The sequence below is a fragment of the Fulvimarina uroteuthidis genome (genome assembly GCF_034321785.1).
GTDB classification, from domain to species: Bacteria; Pseudomonadota; Alphaproteobacteria; order Rhizobiales; family Rhizobiaceae; genus Fulvimarina; species Fulvimarina uroteuthidis.
In genome coordinates this window covers 47,742-65,088 of record NZ_JAXLPB010000006.1, presented here as the reverse complement: position 1 = coordinate 65,088, position 17,347 = coordinate 47,742, and the positions used below count along the sequence as shown (strand labels likewise).

The following is a 17,347-nucleotide window of genomic DNA, read 5'->3' as shown; positions in this document are numbered from 1 at the left end:
CGGCATCTGCAGGTTCGGCTCGAAGAAGTCAAACCCCATGCAGGCTCACGCGCTTGGCGTGCGATCGGCGAAAGGCGAGCGTTCGAGCGCGGCGAGCAGCCTGTGAAGGGTGTCGATGGTCGAGATATCGGCGACGCCGTCGACCCGCGCGGGCCTGAAATGACGCTGGAACGCGATCGTTGCGAGCCTCGTCGCCTCGTCGAAATCGCCATCGATCGCAAGGCCGTAGCCATAGGCCGACAGCATGGCCTGGAAGGCCGAGACCGGCTCGCCGCGATCGCCGCGGGACAGGTAACGTCCGCCACGCATCGGCGCCGGCGCTACGAGATGACCGATTCCCGCCCGGTGCAGCTCGTCCCAGGGAAAATGTTCGCCCGGATCCTCCTTGCGGTCCGGCGCGATATCGGAATGGGCGAGCACGAATTCCGGCCTGATGGCGTGCCGGCCGAGAATATCCCTCGAAAGCGCGACGACGGCGTCGATCTGGCGTTCGGGAAAGGCGGGGAGGCCGCCGCTGTGGCCGCCATTGACGATCTCGATGCCGATGGACGTGGAGTTGATGTCGTTGCGACCGCGCCAGGAGCCGACGCCGGCATGCCAGGCGCGCATGGCTTCGGGCACCATCTGCACGATCCGCCCGTCCTCGTGGACGAGATAGTGGCACGAAACGCCGCTTTCCCGATTGCACAGCCAGTCAAGCGCCTGATCGCCGGTTCCCATCCCGGTATAGTGGAGAAGCAGGATATCAGGCGTCAGCCCGCCCCGCCGCTCGTTGACGTTCGGCGACGGGCGAACCTCGCAGTCGAGTGCCGGATCGCAGATCACGCCGCGCTCTTTCCCGAAATGAGTTCGTACGCCGTATTGATCGCCTTCATCCGCTCGGTGGCGATGAACAGGAACTCCTCCGGAACGCCCCGCGCCTGGAGCTGGTCGGGATGGTTTTCGCGCACGAGGGTCAGGTACCGCTTCCGGGTCTCCCTCGCCGAACTCTCCGGATCGATGCCGAGCACGGCATAAGGGTCGTTCGGTCCCTGGACATGGCGCATCTGCATGCGCTCGAACGCGGTTTCCGAAAGGCCGAAGATCCGCGAGACGTCGTGAAGGAAATCGAGCTCGCGCTCGTGGATCAGCCCGTCGGCCTTGGCGATGTGGAACAGCCCGTCGACCACGTCCGCGAGGAGCGGACAATCGGCGGAACCGTCCGAACAAAACGCGCGCAGGCGTTTGGCATAGGCCTCGTAGCCGGCCGTATCCTGCTTGGCGATATCGTAGAGGCGGAAGACGTTCCGGGTTTCCTCGGGAGGGATCTCGAGAATCTCGCGGAAGGCCTCGACCTCGTCCATGGTCACGATTCCGTCGGCCTTGGCCATCTTGGCCGAAAGCGCGATGATGGCGACCGAGAAGGCGACGCTCCTGCGTGTCTCCTCGTCGCCGCTCCACGCCGTGCGGAGCGCCTCCAGGATCGAATCGATCGTGGCCCGGCCAGAGGCGGCCAGCGTCTGCAGAAGTTCGCCCAATCGCGAAAATATGCCCATTGCGCCGTCGGCTCCTCGCTTGCCAAGGATGGGAAAGTGGTCACCCGCCACCGGCTTTCAACATACAAATTTTTTGCAATGCGGCATACACGCCTTCTTCCCGTTCCCGCCTGTGACGATTCTGTCGCGCACGACGACCCGTCGACAGTCTCGGATCAGCGCACCGTGAGAAAACGCCTCAATTGCAATAATTTCGCCGCTTTCCCGACGAGTTTGGAACGCGGGGAACAGTTTGGGGGGACGCCATGCGCGCTTCGAAGCATCGGCCGGAACGCAGTGGCGTGTCCGGCACCGGAAACGCGGGGCGCCGCAAGCCTTCCCTGATCGGTCGAAGCCTTCTCGGCGTCGCGCTGGCGCTCGGCCTCCAGGCCTGCAGCGCGTCGACGCCGCTCAGCAACAAGTCGCTCGGTCTCGGCTATCCCGGCATCGCCTTGAGCGAGTTCAAGGGAAAGACGCCGGGGGACTATCCCGTGCACGGCATCGACGTGTCGAAATATCAGGGCGACATCGACTGGCAGACCGTCGCCCGCTCCGGCATCGAGTTCGCCTATCTGAAAGCCACCGAAGGGGGCGACCAGCTCGATACCCGCTTCCTCGAGAACTGGCGCGAGGCCAAGAGCGCGGGCGTTCCGCGCGGCGCCTATCATTTCTGGTACCATTGCCGGCCGGGAACGGAGCAGGCCGACTGGTTCATCCGCAACGTGCCGAAGGATCCCGGCGCGCTGCCCCCGGTCATCGACGTCGAATGGACGCCGTTCTCTCCGACCTGCACGAAACGGCCCCCGCGCGACGAACTCATAAGGGACGTGTTGTCGATGGCCGACAAGCTGGAAGCCCATTATGGCCAGCGTCCGGTACTGTACATCCCGATCGACGTCCATCGCGAGCGATGGGTCGATGCGACCAACAGCCACGAGATCTGGGCGCGCGCCGTGCGCGATCATCCGGACAATGTCTACGAACGCCGCAAATTCCGCTTCTGGCAATATACCGAAACCGGATCGGTCCCCGGCATTCGCGGCGGCGTCGACAAGAACGCCTTCGCCGGAACCCGGGCCGACTGGAACAAGTGGCTGAGCCACCACCGCCACGGCTGATGGGCTGAAGCGCCGGCCCGGCGAACCGTCACCGGACAGGACGGCGCGGGTCATCGATCCGCGCCGCTTTCCCAAGCTCCGGCCTGGGCTCGCGGTCCGGCCCGTCCGACGCGTTCAAAACTCCGCCGTCCTCGCCAAGTCGCGACCGCTTCCGGCGCCGCCGATTTGTGCCGGCGCGCCGCGATCCCCATATCGGCGGTCGATGCACGTTTCGCGAGGTTAAGGCGACCATGACGACCACCGACACTCTCCTTGAAGCCGACCGCCGCCGCCGCTTGAAGCGGATCGGAAAGGTCGCGCGGCTGATGGATACGGCGGTCCGCATTCCCGGAACCGGTATCCGGTTCGGCGGCGACGCCATCGTCGGCCTGATACCGGGCATCGGCGATGCCGGCGGCGGCCTGATCTCGCTGTGGATGATCAACGAGGCGCGCCGTCTCGGCATGCCCAATGCCAAGATCGTCCGCATGCTCGCCAATGTCGGCGTCGATGTCGGTCTCGGCTCGATCCCGCTTCTGGGCGATGCCTTCGACCTCTACTTCAAGGCCAACCGACGCAACTTCGACATCATCGCCGATCATTTCGGCGAACACGAGATGCGGGACCATGTGGCGGAGGGCCGCGAGATGAAGGACATCACGCCGAAGACGCCCCCGCGTCGCTGAACCCGCCGACCGCGACTGTCGCACGATTGTCATATCCGCCTGTCAATCCGACGCTTCGGTGGTGGTGGCCTTGAAAGAGCGGTGCCCCGATCCGAGGGCCCCGCGGTCGATGCCGCAAGGGGTGAAGCGCGATGAAGCGAGGGACCCGTGGACGACCAGCAGCCGACCCGTCAGCGCCGCGACATCTTCTTCGCCTTCCTGAAGCTCGGCTTTACCGCCTTCGGCGGTCCCATCGCCCATATCGGCTATTTCCGGGAGGCGTTCGTGGTCTCGCGCCGCTGGATCAGCGAGGACCGGTTCGCAAGCCTTCTGGCGCTCTGCCAGTTCCTGCCTGGCCCCGCCTCGAGCCAGCTCGGCTTCGCGATCGGCCTGTCGCGTGGCGGATATGTCGGTGCGCTGCTCGCCTGGACGGCCTTCACCCTGCCCTCGGCCTTCGCCCTCATGCTCTTCGCCTATGCGGCCGGAACGCTCAGCGATGGGCTCGGCGCCCAGATCATCGGCGGGCTGAAGATCGCGGCCGTCGCGGTCGTTGCCCATGCGCTTGCCGGCATGGCCCGCGCCCTCACCCCCGATGCGAAGCGCGCCGGCATCGCCGTCCTCTCGATCGCAATTCTCGCTTTGTCTCCAGGGCCGATCGGTCAGATCGCGGCGATCGTCGCCGGAGCGGTGGCCGGATGGCTGTTGCTCGAGGCGGGCAGGATCCCGGACGAAGCGTCCATGGGCCTGGCAGTTTCGCGGAGGGTGGCGATCGGCTGCCTTGCGGTCTTCGCGCTGCTGCTTGCAGGTTTGCCGCTGCTTGCGGCGACGGCGCCGCTCGCCGAGTTGCTGTCCGGCATCTACCGCGCCGGCGCTCTCGTCTTCGGCGGGGGCCACGTCGTCCTGCCGCTTCTCGAAGCCGAGACGGTGGCGCCCGGCTTCGTATCGGACGACGCGTTTCTGGCCGGTTACGGCGCCGCGCAGGCGGTGCCGGGTCCGCTCTTCACCTTCGCGGCCTATCTCGGAACCGAGGCCGGCGGCCCGGTTTGGGGCGCGCTTGCGCTCGTCGCGGTCTTCGTGCCCGGCATGCTGCTTCTCGTCGGCGTGCTGCCCTTCTGGAACGCCCTGTCCGCATCGCCGCGCATCCGCGCCATGCTTGCCGGCGCGAACGCGGCCGTCGTCGGCATTCTGGCGGCCGCGCTCTATGATCCGGTGTTCACGAGCGGCATCGAGGGTCTGCCGAGCTTCGCGCTGGCAAGCCTCTGCTTCGTCATGCTGCACGGCTGGAAAGCGCCGCCGGTCGCGGTCGTTCTCGTCGCGGCGATCGGCGGACCGATCGTTCTGTGATCGGCACCAAGTCCGGGCGCGGGCGCGCCTACCAGCGCCGCGTGCCGGCGAAATAGCGCTCGGCCTTCTGGCCGAACGCCTTGCGAAGGGCAGCCTCCTCGTCCCGGATGAAGCGGGCCGTGATCACGAACGGAAAGCCGAGCGCGACGATCACCGCGCTCAGCGCACCCAGCCAGACCGCGACGCCGAGAAGAACCAGCGCCATGCCGGTGTAGATCGGATTGCGATTGATGCGGAACGGACCTTCGACGATGAGCGCCTTCGGCGTCTCGCCCGGCTCGATCGCGGTCTTTTTCCGGCCGAACCAGATCGCCGCCCAGATCGCGATGGCGAATCCGCAGACTGCGAGCATGGCCCCCAGGAGCGCCGTCACCGGCTGTCCGAACGCCACGATCGGCAGGACGTCCGCCACGATCCATTCGGCGGCGAAGAAGCCGGCGGCCCAGACGGGGGGAAGATCGGGAAATCTGTCGCGCATCGCCATGGGCGTCCTGTCCTATTCGTCGTCGTTCCGGCGTCCGGCCGCCTTGTCCACGTCGAAGACGACATGGGCCACGTCCGAGCCAAGCTCGAACTTGCCGGTCTCGAACCCGAGATTGCGCGCCATGCGGATCATGTTGGTGTTTTCCCGCAATATCTCACCATAGACCTGTTTCAGCCCGCGCTGCTTGGCATAATCCAGAATGGCGTTCATCAGTGCGTAGCCGAGACCCTTGCCCTTCATGTCGGAGCGCACGAGAACCGCATATTCGGCCTTCTCGTTTTCGGGATCGGCGATGAGGCGAACCACGCCGAACACTTCCGCCCGGCCATAGGCCGCGCCCGACCGCGTCGCCACGAGCGCCATTTCCCGGTCGTAGTCGATCTGCGTGAAGCGGGCCGCCATCTCGTGCGGAAACTGCTTCATCGGCCCCATGAAACGCAGCCTGAGATCGTCGGGGTCGGTGAGCGACACCATTTCGGCAAGCGCCGTCTCGTCGTCGGGACGGATCGGACGAAGCACGTAGCGCTCGCCGTCCTTCAGTTCGCTGGCCCGCTCCAGGGCATGGGGATAGGGGCGGATCGACAGGCGGTCGGCGCCTCCCGTCATCGGCCGCACCGCCACATGGCCGTCGAGCGCGAGCACGCTGTCCGACCGCACGAGCAGCGGGTTGATGTCGAGCTCGACGATCTGCGGCAGGTGAACCACCATTTCCGACAGCCGCACCAGAATGTCCGTGATGATGCCCGAGGGCGCGGCGGGTACGCTGCCGTAGCCGGCCAGCACTTTCGAGACCTGCGTGCGGTCGATGATCCGGCGGGCGAGCGCGGAGTTCAGCGGCGGCAGGCCCACGGCCCGGTCGCCGATGACTTCGACGGCCCGCCCGCCGCGGCCGAACAGGATGACGGGCCCGAACGTCTCGTCGGTCGCGATCCCTGCGATCAGTTCCTGCGCATCGGTCAGGTCGGCCATTGGCTGGACCGTGAAGCCGGTCAAAGACAGGTCCCGCGACAGTGCCGCGATGTCCGCCGCCATTCGACGGGCAGCCTCCGCGACCTCGTCCGGGCCGCGAAGGCCGAGGCGCACGCCGCCGAGATCGGATTTGTGGGCAATGTCGGGCGAGACGATCTTCAGTGCGACCGCGCCGCCGAACGCCGCGGCGTGGCGAGCCGCTTCCTCCGCGTCCCTCGCAAAGCGCGTCTCGATCACCGGAATGTCGAAAAGCCTGAGGAGTTGCTTGCTCTCGGGCTCCGACATGACCGCCCGGCCCTCGGCGAGCACGGTGTCGATGAGATCGCGCGCGGCCCTGATCGCAAAGCCGGAAATGTAGATGCCGGCTTCGGGCGTTTCCATCAGGTCGCGCTGGTTCGCCTGATAGCGAACCAGATGGGTGAAGGCCCGCACCGCCTTCGAGGGGCTTTCGAAGGCGGCGATCCCGTTCTCCTCGAACGCGCCTCTGGCGGAGCGGGCATTCCTCGCCCCCAGCCAGTTGGCAAGCACCGGAACCGTCTTGTGCGCGTTCTTGAAGGCCGAGACCGAGCCGGCGATCTCCGGCCCGCTCGTCACCGCATTCGGCGAATGGATCACCAGGATCGCGCCCTGCCCGTTCTGGCCGGCGAGCGCCTCGAGCGCCGCGGCGTAGCGCGACCCGTCCGCATCCCCCAGAAGATCGATCGGATTGCTCCGCGACCATTGCGGCGGCAAAAGACGGTCGAGCGCGTCGAGCACCGTGTCATCGAGGGCCGTGAGATGACCGCCATAGGCTTCCAGCGCGTCCGTTGCGAGAACGCCGGCCGCCCCGCCATTCGTCACGATCGTCAGCCCGTCGCCCTTGATCCGAACCCCGGCCGCCAGCGTCTCGGCGGTTTCGAACACCTCCTCGATCTTGTTGACCCGCAACAGACCGGCCCGGTCGAACGCGGCCCCGTAAACGATGTCGCTGCCCGCGAGTGCGCCCGTATGGCTGAGCGCGGCGCGCGACCCGGCAGCGGTCCGTCCCGATTTGATGACGATCACGGGGCGGGTGCGAGACGCGATCCGGGCGGCGGACATGAATTTCTTCGCCTGCGTGATGTTCTCCGCATAGAGAAAGATCGCGCGGGTCCGCCGGTCGCCCGACAGGAAGTCCAGCATGTCTCCGAAATCGACATCGGCCATGTCGCCGAGCGATACGACCTGCGAAAAGCCGACCGAGCGCTCCTGCGCCCAGTCGAGCATGGTATTGATGATCGTCCCGGACTGGCTGACCAAGGCGATGTCGCCGGCTTTCGGCGCGGTTGCGGCAAAGCTTGCATTGATGCCGAGATGGGGGGCGATGAAACCCAGCGAGTTCGGACCGAGAATGCGCATCAGGCAGGGGCGCGCGATCTCAAGCACATCCTGGAAGACCGCGCTCGTATCGTCGAACGCCCCGAAACCGGAGGACACGACGACGGCCGCGCGGCACCCGCGTTCGCACAGGGCACCGATGGTCTCTGGCACGCGCGAGGCCTTGACCGCGACGATGGCGAGATCCGGCACGCCGGGAAGTCCGGCGACGGAGGCGAAGGTTTCGCGCCCCATGATCGCCGCCCGGTTCGGATTGACCAGCCAGACCTCGCCCTTGAACCCGCCCGACAGCAGGTTCTCGCACAGCACCGCCCCGACCGTGCCCGGCTTTGCGCTCGCGCCGATCAGGGCAATCGATTTCGGCCGGAACAGCTTGTCGAAGTTTCGGGTCGTCATGGGCTTTCTCCACGCATGTGGGGACTTCGGATCCGGGCAGGAATTCGCTTCGGCGGTCCGCACCTCGCCCGGTCGCAAGGCGCCCCACCCCTCGCCATGAGATGTCGTCGCCGGCCCCACATGCAACAGCCCGCCGGCCGGCGCGACGATGGGGCAGTCTTGCCGATCGCCGGAAACCGCCCACGTGTCGAGCCCTTCCGCAGAGGGTTCGCCGAACGTCACCGGGCCTGTTATATCGGCACCAACGTGACGATACGAGAACGGGACCCAGCCATGCCACACTCGAACACCCCTCCCGTTCCCGACGCCTTCTTCGATATTCACACGCACGGCTTCGTCCGCGTGGCCGTCGCGACGCCGGCGGTTCGCAACGCCGATCCCGCCTTCAACGCGCGTGCCATCGTCGATCAGGCACGGGAGGCCTCGGACCGCCATGCCGATCTCCTCGTCTTTCCCGAATTGTCCCTGTCTGGCTATGCCAACGACGATCTCCATCTTCAGGATGCCCTGATCGCGGGAACATGGACCCAGCTGAAACAGCTTGCCGAAGCCAGCCAGACCCTGACGCCGCTGCTTCTCGTCGGCGCAGCGCTCGAGCGGAACGGCCGGCTCTACAATTGCGCCGTCGCCATCCATCGCGGCGCGATCCTCGGGGTCGTCCCGAAGACCTATCTTCCGAACTATCGGGAATATTACGAAAAGCGCTGGTTCGCGTCCGGCGACGGCACCGAGGGCCTGACGATCGAGATCGCCGGGAAAGCCGTGCCCTTCGGTCCCGATCTGCTGTTCGCCGCCAGCGGGATGCCCGGTTTCGTCGTCCATGCCGAAATCTGCGAGGATTACTGGGCGCCGTTCCCGCCTTCGATCGACGGCGCCCTTGCCGGCGCCACCGTCCTTTGCAACCTGTCGGCGTCGAACATCACGATCGGCAAGAGCCGCGACCGCCATCTCCTGTCCGCCTCGCAGTCCATGCGTTGCCTGGCCGCCTACGTCTATTCGGCGGCGGGACACGGCGAAAGCACGACGGACCTCGCCTGGGACGGCCAGGGCGGCATCTACGAGCTCGGCGAACTGATGGCGGAGTCCGAGCGCTTCTCGCACGCGCACGCCATCCTCGTCTGCGACGTCGACACCGACCGGATCCGGCAGGAACGCTTGCGGATGCCGACCTTCAACGATGCGGCGGCACGCCGCCTGCATCCGGAGAAGCGGTTTCGCAAGGTGATGTTCTCCCATGCGCCGGCTTCGGCGATCACCGATCTGACGCGCCCGATCCGGCGATTCCCCTTCGTTCCCAACGACGCCGACAGGCTGGACCAGGATTGCTACGAGGCGTTCAACATCCAGGTGGAAGGTCTGATCACCCGCTACAGGGCGACACCCGGCGACACGATGGTGATCGGCATCTCCGGCGGTCTGGATTCGACCCATGCGCTGATCGTGGCGGCCAAGGCCTGCGACCGGATGGGCGTGCCGCGCCAGAACATTCTCGGCTTCACCATGCCGGGCTTTGCGACGAGCGACCATACGCGGTCCAACGCCTGGACGCTGATGCGCGCCATGGGCATTGCGTGCGAGGAGATCGACATCCGGCCGGCGGCAAGGCAGCTCCTCGCCGACATGGGGCATCCGTTCGCCGACGGGGAGCCGGTCTACGACATCACCTTCGAGAACGTTCAGGCGGGGCTGCGCACCGACTATCTCTTCCGGCTCGCCAACCAGCGCGCTGGCTTCGTCATCGGCACCGGCGACCTGTCCGAACTGGCTCTCGGCTGGTGTACCTACGGCGTCGGCGACCAGATGAGCCATTACGCGGTCAACACCGGCGTGCCCAAGACGCTGATCCAGTATCTGATCGGCTGGTGCATCCGCTCCGCCCAGTTCGACGGCGAGACCGATGCGGTGCTGCGGGCGATCCTCGACACGGAAATTTCTCCCGAACTCGTCCCGCAGGATGCAAGCGGCGGCATCCAGAGCACGCAGGAGAAGATCGGACCCTACGAACTCAACGATTTCTTCCTGTTTCACATCCTGCGCCACGGGCTGAAGCCCTCGAAGGTCGCGTTCCTGGCGCTGCACGCATGGCGATCGACGGCGTCGGGCCGCTGGCCGGCCGATTTCACCGACGAGAAGAAGCACGCCTACGACCTCGACACCATCGCCCATTGGCTCGAGAAATTCCTCTTCCGTTTCTTCCAGACGTCGCAGTTCAAGCGTTCGGCGCTGCCGAACGGGCCGAAAGTGTCGCAAGGGGGCAGCCTGTCACCGCGCGGCGACTGGCGTGCGCCTTCGGACGGCAAGGCAGACGTCTGGATCGCGGAGTTGCGCACGGGATTGGGCCGTTGAGCGAAAAGCGCCTGCGATCCGCTCGCGCCTCGACGTCGATGCGGGACTCCAAGAACCGGACATTCAGGGGCTCGCTGCGGCGTCAAACCCGTCCGACAGTCGCAGGCGACACATCAGCATCGCCTGCGACTGGAGGCTTGTCGCCTGGCGCGCCGGGCCGATCGAAAAACCGGATCTTATATTTTCGCCCGGCGCTCCAAATCCTCGACGCTTAGCCGGCGGGCCGGCTTTATGCGACCGCAAACACGGAATGCGCGCGATTCTGCGACCGCCCGGTGGGACACAGTGTCGCTATTTGATGTCAGCTGGCTACCGAGATCCTGTTTGACTTCGCTTTCTGATGTAGGGTCGCTTTCTTAAGAAATGTTCATGTCCTGTGACGAAGACCGTGATGACGATCCCCCGCGACTTTAAAAGCATTCAGAACGTCTTCGCCGTCATCGAAATCCTTCGCACGATCGATGACAAGGCGGGGCTCGTGTGCGCGGTGGGCGATCTCAGCCGGGATTTCGGCTTCGACAGTTTCGTCGTCACGCGGCTGCCGGTGAAGGAACAGCGCGTTCGCCCGCACGTCCTCCTGCATTCGGGCTGGGACGACTGGCTCTACAATTACGATCGCTCGCGTTATTACCTGGCCGATCCGGTCGCCCGGAAATGTTTCGAGACGGTCGAGCCGTTTTCGTGGGCCGAGGCTGCCGGAGGCAAGCTTTCGCCGGAGGCCGTGAAGATAATGGACGACGCCGCCTCGCGGGGCATGCAACGCGGCCTTGCCATTCCCATCATCGATCACTGCGGATTCCACTCCGTCGTCTCCCTCGTGGGGGGCCCGGACGATCTGCAGGACTTCGAGAAGCGGGCCTTGCAGCTCTTCGGCTATTACGTGCACGGGGCGGCCGAGCGGATCGCCAGGATACAGGCCACATCCGCCACGCTGAGCGAGCGCGAGCTGGACATTCTGCACCTCCTTGCCTGCGGCAAGACCATGGGCACGATCGGCAAGGAACTGCAGATCTCGGTCGAGACCGTGAAGACGCACGTTAAACGTGCAAGAGTCAAACTTCAGACGAAGAATGTGCCGCAGACTATCGTCGAAGCAATGCGCTCCCGGCAACTATTGGTTTAGTGCTGTCCCCCTTTGGGGGGATAGTGAGCCTTAAAGGCTCATGCCACCTTCCGCCTCGGTTCTCATACAGAGGTGGCAAAACATGCACGTCGTCGCAATCGATGCGGACAATCGATCGAAATTCAATGCGGAACTCGACCAGCATTTTCGGTTGAGAGCGGACATCTTCGTCGGTGAGCTTCAATGGACCGATCTGACCGTGAAAGACGGGCGCGAATATGATCAGTTCGATCATCGCGACGCCGTCTATATTCTGGCGATCAATGCCGGCGAAGGCGTCGTGGGCGGCCTCCGGCTTCTGCCGACGCAAAGACCGACCCTGATGAGCGAGATCTTTCCCCAGGCCGCCAACATGGCGGACATGCCGACCGGTCCGAACGTCTACGAATGGACGCGGTTCTTCGTGGTTCCCCATTGGCGCGGCGAAGGCCGGCAGTCGCCCGTGTCCGGCATCCTGTTCTGCGGTCTCTTCGAATATCTGCTGCGGGAACAGATCGAGACCGTGCGCTGCATCGGGGAAACCTGGTGGATGCCGCGCTTCATCGGGTTCGGCATGTCGCCCCGCCCCCTCGGCATTCCGATCCGGCACGATCGGTGGTCGCTGACGGCCTTCAGCTTCGAGCCGTCCCATCAAGCGCTTGCCAGCCTGCGGAAGGTGCACGGCATCGAGCATTCCGTGCTTGCGACGGACCGCGGCGACGCACGAAAGGGAGACATCGTCCATGTCTGACCTTGCCGAACTGTTCCTGACGGACGAGCGGCTTGCGGGAAAGCGTGCCTTGCAGGAACTTCTCAACGACCTGCCGATCGGGCTCGGCCGGCGTGACACCGCGACGATGCTGGCCTTTCTTCACCTCACGGCGGGCCACGACCTCTGCGTCGAACTGCACTCAGACGAAGCGGGAAACCTGACCCTCAGCCTGAAGAAGGCGAACTGACGAGTCGCCCCTCGGCACGGGATCACGCGAAGCCATCACCGCGCCATCGGGCCCTTGTGCCTAGGCAGGGTTCGAGGCTCGCGGGCGCGGGTCGACGTGGGAAACCCGAAGAGGCCGGGCGCCGCACGCTCAGGTCTTGGCATCCCAGGACGCGATCGCTTCCTTGAAGACGCGATCGCCCGGAAGCCCCTTCTCGATCGAAACCAGAGCCCGCCGTCCCGTCGCATAGGCGATCGGAATATCGATCCATTCCTGGCTTTCGAGCAGCGCGAGATTGTTCTCGACCGCCTGGTCGAGATTGTTGAGGGCGATGATGAAGAACCCGTCCGAAATCTTGCCGGCCACCCCGATCAGCGGCTCGCCGCGCGCCTGCTCGGTCTGTTTCAGGGCGAGCCTCTGAACCGTGGCGACGTTTCCGCCCGGGAAATCGTCCGGCGTGTCGAACATGATCTCGATCACGTGGCTGGCCGGAAGCGTCGGGTCCGCATTGCGGCGGATCGTCATCGTCATGGTGACGTTCTCCTCCGGAATTTCGGCGACCGCACGGATGGCGGGTTCGGGCGGCTGGCCTTCGATCGGCGGTTCGTTGACCACGGACCAGACGACGTTTCCGGTCTCCTGGGTTCCCGGCTGATCCGCCGTGCGCTCCTGATAGAACACGGTCCGCTGGGAGACCGGGACGGCGCCGTCGGCGCCCTGGTCGATCGCGGCCGTTTCGGACGGCGCGGCGTCCGCGGCTGCGTCGGGCGCGCCCGCAACGGCGGGATCGCCGCCGATCTCGCTCGATACGGTCGGCGTGGTGCCATCGCTTCCCGGATCCTCGGCAAGGGTCGCGGCCGCGACGTCCGTGCCTTCGCCGAACTGGTTCGGCTCGCGCTCGGCCGGCCCCGCATCGACCTCCGTACCGTCCGGCTGCAGCCGCTGTGTATACTGACGCGTCGTCTGGCCGGCGTTCGCTGCGGGCGGCGGCGCATCCGCGGCCGGTTCGGCTCCGGTTGCGGCCGGTGTCCCGCCTGGCGCGTCATCGGCCCCGTCGGCTCCCGGATCGAGCGTTGCGACCGCGTCCTGGCCCTCGCCCAGGATCGCCGTGGAAATCTCGTCGCCGTAGAGCCAAGCAGCGGCACCGAGGCCGCCGACGATGACGACGAGCGAGACGATGGCGAGCAGCGATCCGCTCCTGTTGCCGTGACGAGCCTTGCGCGGCGGCACGTAGGCCGGCCCCGAGACATCGGCCTCGGGGATCGACACCGCGCCGTCTTCGTCGGCATAGCTCTGGCGGTCGAGTGCCGGCTCGTCGCGGTCGCGGAAGCGCTCGTCGTCATGGGTGTCGTCGCGGGTATAGTCGGCATCGGCCTGGGCATCGGCCGGCACGAAGGCGCCGACCTCCCGTCGGTCGTGACCGCTCGCCGCCTCCGGAACGAAGGGCGCGTAGCCGTCGTCCTCGTACGCTTCGGGGCGTCTGTCCTGGTCCTGCCAAGCGTCCTGCTGGCCGGCATAGACGCCGGGCGCGGCATGACCCTCGTCTTCGCCGACATCGTAGCGCTCGTCGGGTTCCGGCACGCCCGGCGTGCCCCAGGACGAATGGCCGCCGCCCGCCTGCGGCATCGGGTCCGTCGGCGGATAATCCGATGGGGCGAGCGGAGCGTCCTCCAGCCGATCCTGCACCACTTCGGCCTGGACGCTCTCCTCGGTCGAGGACCTGGCCTCGGCGGGGAGAACGGGATCGGCGGGCTCGACCGAAGCGGAAGGCTCCGGCTCGACATGCGTCGGCTCGTCAGGCCCCGCGGCGTCCGCGAAGACGCCGTTCTCCAGATCGAGATAATGCTGTTCGGTCGTCTCGATCGCATCTTCGAGGGCGTTCAGCCTTGCTTGCGCCACGCCATCGGACAGCGGCGGATTCGCCGCCGCTATCTGCCGCTGGATCGCGGCCCGGGCCTTGTCGTAGACCCGGACGCGCATATCGGGCGTCGAGCGCGGAAGACCATCGATTGTCTTGCGAAGTACGCCGCTCAAGTCAGCCATGAAACGCCACTGTCCAGTTCTACCAATGCCGAATGAAATCCGAAGGAAGTCTAGTCCTGAAACGGATCGCGAACAAGTATCGTATCGTCCCGCTCGGGCGACGTCGACAGAAGAGCCACGGGCGCGGAAACCAGCTCTTCGATGTGCCGGACATACTTCACGGCCTCGGCCGGAAGATCGTTCCAGCTCCGGGCGCCGCGTGTGGTGCCGCTCCATCCGGAGAGCGTCTCGTAGATCGGCTCGAGCGCTTCCTGGTCGGATAGACTTGCCGGCAGATAGTCGATCACTTCACCGTTCAGCCGATAGGCGGTGACGACCTTGATCTCCTCGAGCCCGTCCAGAACGTCGAGCTTTGTCAGCGCCAGACCGGACAGTCCGTTGATCGCGACCGCCTGGCGCACCAGCACCGCATCGAACCAGCCGCAGCGGCGCTTCCGCCCGGTCACGGTGCCGAATTCGTGCCCCTTCTCTCCGAGGAAGGTGCCGATCTCGTTCTGCTGCTCGCTCGGAAACGGCCCCTCGCCCACGCGCGTGGTGTAAGCCTTGGTGATGCCGAGAACGTAGCCCACCTGCCCCGGACCGGTGCCGGAGCCGGCCGCGGCCTGTCCGGCCACGGTGTTGGACGAGGTCACGAACGGATAGGTGCCGTGGTCGATGTCGAGCAGCGAGCCCTGCGCGCCCTCGAACAGGATGCGCGCGCCGAGGCGCCGCTTGTCGTCGAGCAGCTTCCACACCCGGTCGATGAACGGCACGATCTGGTCGGCGACGCTCGTCAGCTCTTCCAGAATGGTCTGATGCTCGATCTCCGGTTCGCCGAGCCCGCGGCGCAGCGCATTGTGATGGGTCAGGAGCCGCTCGATGCGCGCCGGCAAACCGTCGATATTGGCAAGATCCATCACGCGGATCGCGCGCCGTCCCACCTTGTCCTCGTAGGCCGGGCCGATGCCGCGGCCGGTGGTGCCGATCTTCATGCCCTTGGCGGCGGCGTTCTCGCGCGCGGCATCGAGCTCGCGGTGCACCGAGAGAATCAGCGCGGCATTGTCGGCGATGCGCAGATTGCTCGGCTCGATGGTGACGCCCTGCGCTTCGAGCCGCGCCTTCTCGCTGACGAAGGCATGCGGGTCGAACACCACGCCGTTGCCGATCACCGAGAGCTTGCCCTCGCGCACGATGCCCGAGGGCAGCAGCGACAGCTTGTAGGATGTCCCGTCGATGACGAGGGTATGGCCCGCATTGTGGCCGCCCTGAAAGCGCACGACGACGTCGGCCCGCTCGGACAGCCAGTCGACGATCTTGCCTTTTCCCTCGTCGCCCCATTGCGATCCGACGACGACGACATTGGCCATGGTTATGCACTCCTGCTTCAACGGGTTCGCCCACACCGGGGCGGCGTGGACTATAGAGAACCGATCCGGCAGATGCGAACGCCTGGGGCTGATTCTTTGGACTTTTGCCCGAATTTGCAGCGCCAGCCTTGCCCGCCGCTTGCGCCACGGCGGGTTCGGCTGCCGACGGCGCGGTCATCGACGGCGATGCGGCCGTCGCGACGGGCCGTCACGGCAAGGTTTCATCGCGCCCGACCCGGCGCTAGAAGGGGCGATGATTCGCATCCTCGCCCATCCCTACACCCTGCTCGCGCTCACCACCCTGTTCTGGGGCGGCAATGCGATCGCCGGCAAGCTGGCGGCGGGACACGTCTCGCCCATGCTCCTCACCCTCATCCGCTGGACCTTCGCATGCCTGTTCATGGCGCCCTTCGCGCTCTCTCACGTCAAGGCCGACTGGCCGGTCGTGCGCGAACGGTTCGTGACGCTGTTTCTCCTGGGCGCCTGCGGCTTCACCCTCTTCAACGCCTCGCTCTACACGGCGCTGAACTATACGACGGCGATCAACGTCACGATCGAGCAATCCTCGATGCCGCTCATCGTCTTCGTCCTCAACTTCCTCCTGTTTCGCACCGGGGTGACGGCCTTCCAGGTGGCGGGCTTCCTGCTCACCTTCGTCGGCGTGGCGCTGACCGCATCGCACGGAGACCTGACGACGCTGCTCACCCTCTCGCTCAACCGGGGCGACGCGCTCATGCTTTTCGGCGTGCTCGTCTACGGCACCTATACGGTGGCCCTGCGATACAAGCCGAACCTGTCCTGGCAATCGACGATCTTCTGCCTCTCGGTCGCAGCCCTTATCGCCGCCATCCCCTTCGCCCTTGCCGAATACGCGCTGGGCGCGACCAACCTGCCGGACGCCCAGGGCCTCACCGCCGCCCTCTACACGGCCATCTTCCCCGCCCTCATCGCCCAGTCCCTCTACATCAAGGGCGTCGAAGCCATCGGCCCCAACCGGGCCAACCTCTTCGTCAATCTGGTGCCGATCTACGGCGCGATCCTCGCCGTGCTGATCCTGGGCGAGACCCTTCACGGCTACCATCTCGCCGCGCTGGCCTTCGTGATCGGGGGGATCTTGCTGGCGGAGCGGGGTGGCCGGCGGGCGGTGTAGGCGACAGCCCGGATGGACACGGTCGGCGCCGCTCGGACGGAGCGCCTGCCCTTATCGTCACCCCGGCCTCCGAGCCGGGATCCATTCCATAGCTCGTGCAGCTATGCGGTGGGGGCAAAGCGGAAACCTCACCCGTCGGCCGTCCAGCGGAATGGATCCCGGGTCAGGCCCGGGATGACGACGCTTCTTTGGTGTTCGTCACTGGATGGGCTCCTACACCGCCGTGCGCCGATGGCATTTTACGGGTCAGGGGTCGTCGCCGTGCAGGCGACAATTGCATCGGCACACTCGATGCCGAAGACCGTTACTCGGCATACCTGTTTGACCAGCCTCGGTACGCGGTAACCGGGTGCAATCGGCCGTAGCCGGGCACTGGGCTTGGCCAGGTCAGACAAAAGCTCCGCGTTCTCGTCATCCCGGCCTCCGAGCCGGGATCCATTCCGGAGCCCGTGCAGCTATGCGGTGGGGGCAAAGGGAAACCTCACCCGTCGGCCGTCCAGCGGAATGGATCCCGGGTCAGGCCCGGGATGACGACGCTTCTTTGGTGTTCGTCACTGGATGGGCTCCTACACCGCCGTGCGCCGATGGCATTTTACG

14 protein-coding genes are annotated in these 17,347 nt (G+C 65.8%); 8 read left to right on the top strand and 6 right to left on the bottom strand.

Annotation, left to right across the window (positions count from 1 at the left end):
* Nucleotides 1-45 precede the first annotated feature (45 nt).
* Nucleotides 46-822: a peptidoglycan recognition protein family protein gene (locus U0C82_RS16465; RefSeq protein ID WP_416186707.1), complete on the bottom strand. Its 777-nt coding sequence runs from the start codon at nucleotides 820-822 to the stop codon at nucleotides 46-48.
* Nucleotides 822-1,535, bottom strand: coding sequence for a DnaJ family molecular chaperone (locus U0C82_RS16460; protein WP_322188603.1), 714 nt, complete (start codon nucleotides 1,533-1,535; stop codon nucleotides 822-824). The genes U0C82_RS16465 and U0C82_RS16460 overlap by 1 nt, the downstream gene beginning before the upstream one ends.
* A 281-nt stretch (nucleotides 1,536-1,816) precedes the next feature.
* Here U0C82_RS16460 and U0C82_RS16455 point away from each other — a divergent pair, with 281 nt between their 5' ends.
* From U0C82_RS16455 to chrA, 3 genes are all read left to right on the top strand, one after another.
* Nucleotides 1,817-2,632 (top strand): glycoside hydrolase family 25 protein, encoded by an 816-nt coding sequence (locus U0C82_RS16455; protein WP_322188601.1) that lies wholly within the window; start codon nucleotides 1,817-1,819, stop codon nucleotides 2,630-2,632.
* 230 nt (nucleotides 2,633-2,862) lie between these two features.
* Nucleotides 2,863-3,297 (top strand): DUF4112 domain-containing protein, encoded by a 435-nt coding sequence (locus U0C82_RS16450; protein WP_322188599.1) that lies wholly within the window; start codon nucleotides 2,863-2,865, stop codon nucleotides 3,295-3,297.
* A 147-nt stretch (nucleotides 3,298-3,444) separates the two neighbouring features.
* Nucleotides 3,445-4,620: a chromate efflux transporter gene (chrA, locus tag U0C82_RS16445; RefSeq protein WP_322188597.1), complete on the top strand. Its 1,176-nt coding sequence runs from the start codon at nucleotides 3,445-3,447 to the stop codon at nucleotides 4,618-4,620.
* 28 nt (nucleotides 4,621-4,648) lie between these two features.
* On the opposite strand, the gene U0C82_RS16440 is transcribed toward chrA, so the two are convergent.
* Nucleotides 4,649-5,104: a methyltransferase family protein gene (locus U0C82_RS16440; protein WP_322188596.1), complete on the bottom strand. Its 456-nt coding sequence runs from the start codon at nucleotides 5,102-5,104 to the stop codon at nucleotides 4,649-4,651.
* 12 nt (nucleotides 5,105-5,116) lie between these two features.
* Nucleotides 5,117-7,825: a bifunctional acetate--CoA ligase family protein/GNAT family N-acetyltransferase gene (locus tag U0C82_RS16435; RefSeq protein WP_322188594.1), complete on the bottom strand. Its 2,709-nt coding sequence runs from the start codon at nucleotides 7,823-7,825 to the stop codon at nucleotides 5,117-5,119.
* Between the two features lie 273 nt (nucleotides 7,826-8,098).
* Between U0C82_RS16435 and U0C82_RS16430 the strand changes: the two genes are divergently transcribed.
* From U0C82_RS16430 to U0C82_RS16415, 4 genes are all read left to right on the top strand, one after another.
* Nucleotides 8,099-10,171 (top strand): NAD(+) synthase, encoded by a 2,073-nt coding sequence (locus U0C82_RS16430; protein WP_322188592.1) that lies wholly within the window; start codon nucleotides 8,099-8,101, stop codon nucleotides 10,169-10,171.
* 391 nt (nucleotides 10,172-10,562) lie between these two features.
* A complete protein-coding gene (locus U0C82_RS16425; RefSeq protein WP_322188590.1) occupies nucleotides 10,563-11,294 on the top strand; it encodes a helix-turn-helix transcriptional regulator in 732 nt (243 codons plus the stop codon).
* Between the two features lie 82 nt (nucleotides 11,295-11,376).
* Nucleotides 11,377-12,024 (top strand): acyl-homoserine-lactone synthase, encoded by a 648-nt coding sequence (locus tag U0C82_RS16420; RefSeq protein ID WP_322188589.1) that lies wholly within the window; start codon nucleotides 11,377-11,379, stop codon nucleotides 12,022-12,024.
* On the top strand, nucleotides 12,017-12,232 hold the full coding sequence (locus U0C82_RS16415) for a hypothetical protein (RefSeq protein ID WP_322188588.1): 216 nt from the start codon (nucleotides 12,017-12,019) through the stop codon (nucleotides 12,230-12,232). Before U0C82_RS16420 ends, U0C82_RS16415 begins: the two co-directional genes overlap by 8 nt.
* A gap of 129 nt (nucleotides 12,233-12,361) precedes the next feature.
* Here the strand turns inward: U0C82_RS16415 and U0C82_RS16410 are convergent, their stop codons facing one another.
* Together U0C82_RS16410 and U0C82_RS16405 are read right to left on the bottom strand one after the other, a co-directional pair.
* On the bottom strand, nucleotides 12,362-14,254 hold the full coding sequence (locus tag U0C82_RS16410; protein WP_322188586.1) for a hypothetical protein: 1,893 nt from the start codon (nucleotides 14,252-14,254) through the stop codon (nucleotides 12,362-12,364).
* A gap of 50 nt (nucleotides 14,255-14,304) precedes the next feature.
* Nucleotides 14,305-15,600 carry an adenylosuccinate synthase gene (locus tag U0C82_RS16405; protein WP_322188584.1) on the bottom strand — a complete coding sequence of 432 codons (1,296 nt, stop codon included), beginning with the start codon at nucleotides 15,598-15,600 and terminating at the stop codon, nucleotides 14,305-14,307.
* A gap of 262 nt (nucleotides 15,601-15,862) precedes the next feature.
* Here U0C82_RS16405 and U0C82_RS16400 point away from each other — a divergent pair, with 262 nt between their 5' ends.
* Nucleotides 15,863-16,750 carry a DMT family transporter gene (locus tag U0C82_RS16400; protein WP_416186706.1) on the top strand — a complete coding sequence of 296 codons (888 nt, stop codon included), beginning with the start codon at nucleotides 15,863-15,865 and terminating at the stop codon, nucleotides 16,748-16,750.
* Nucleotides 16,751-17,347 lie beyond the last annotated feature (597 nt).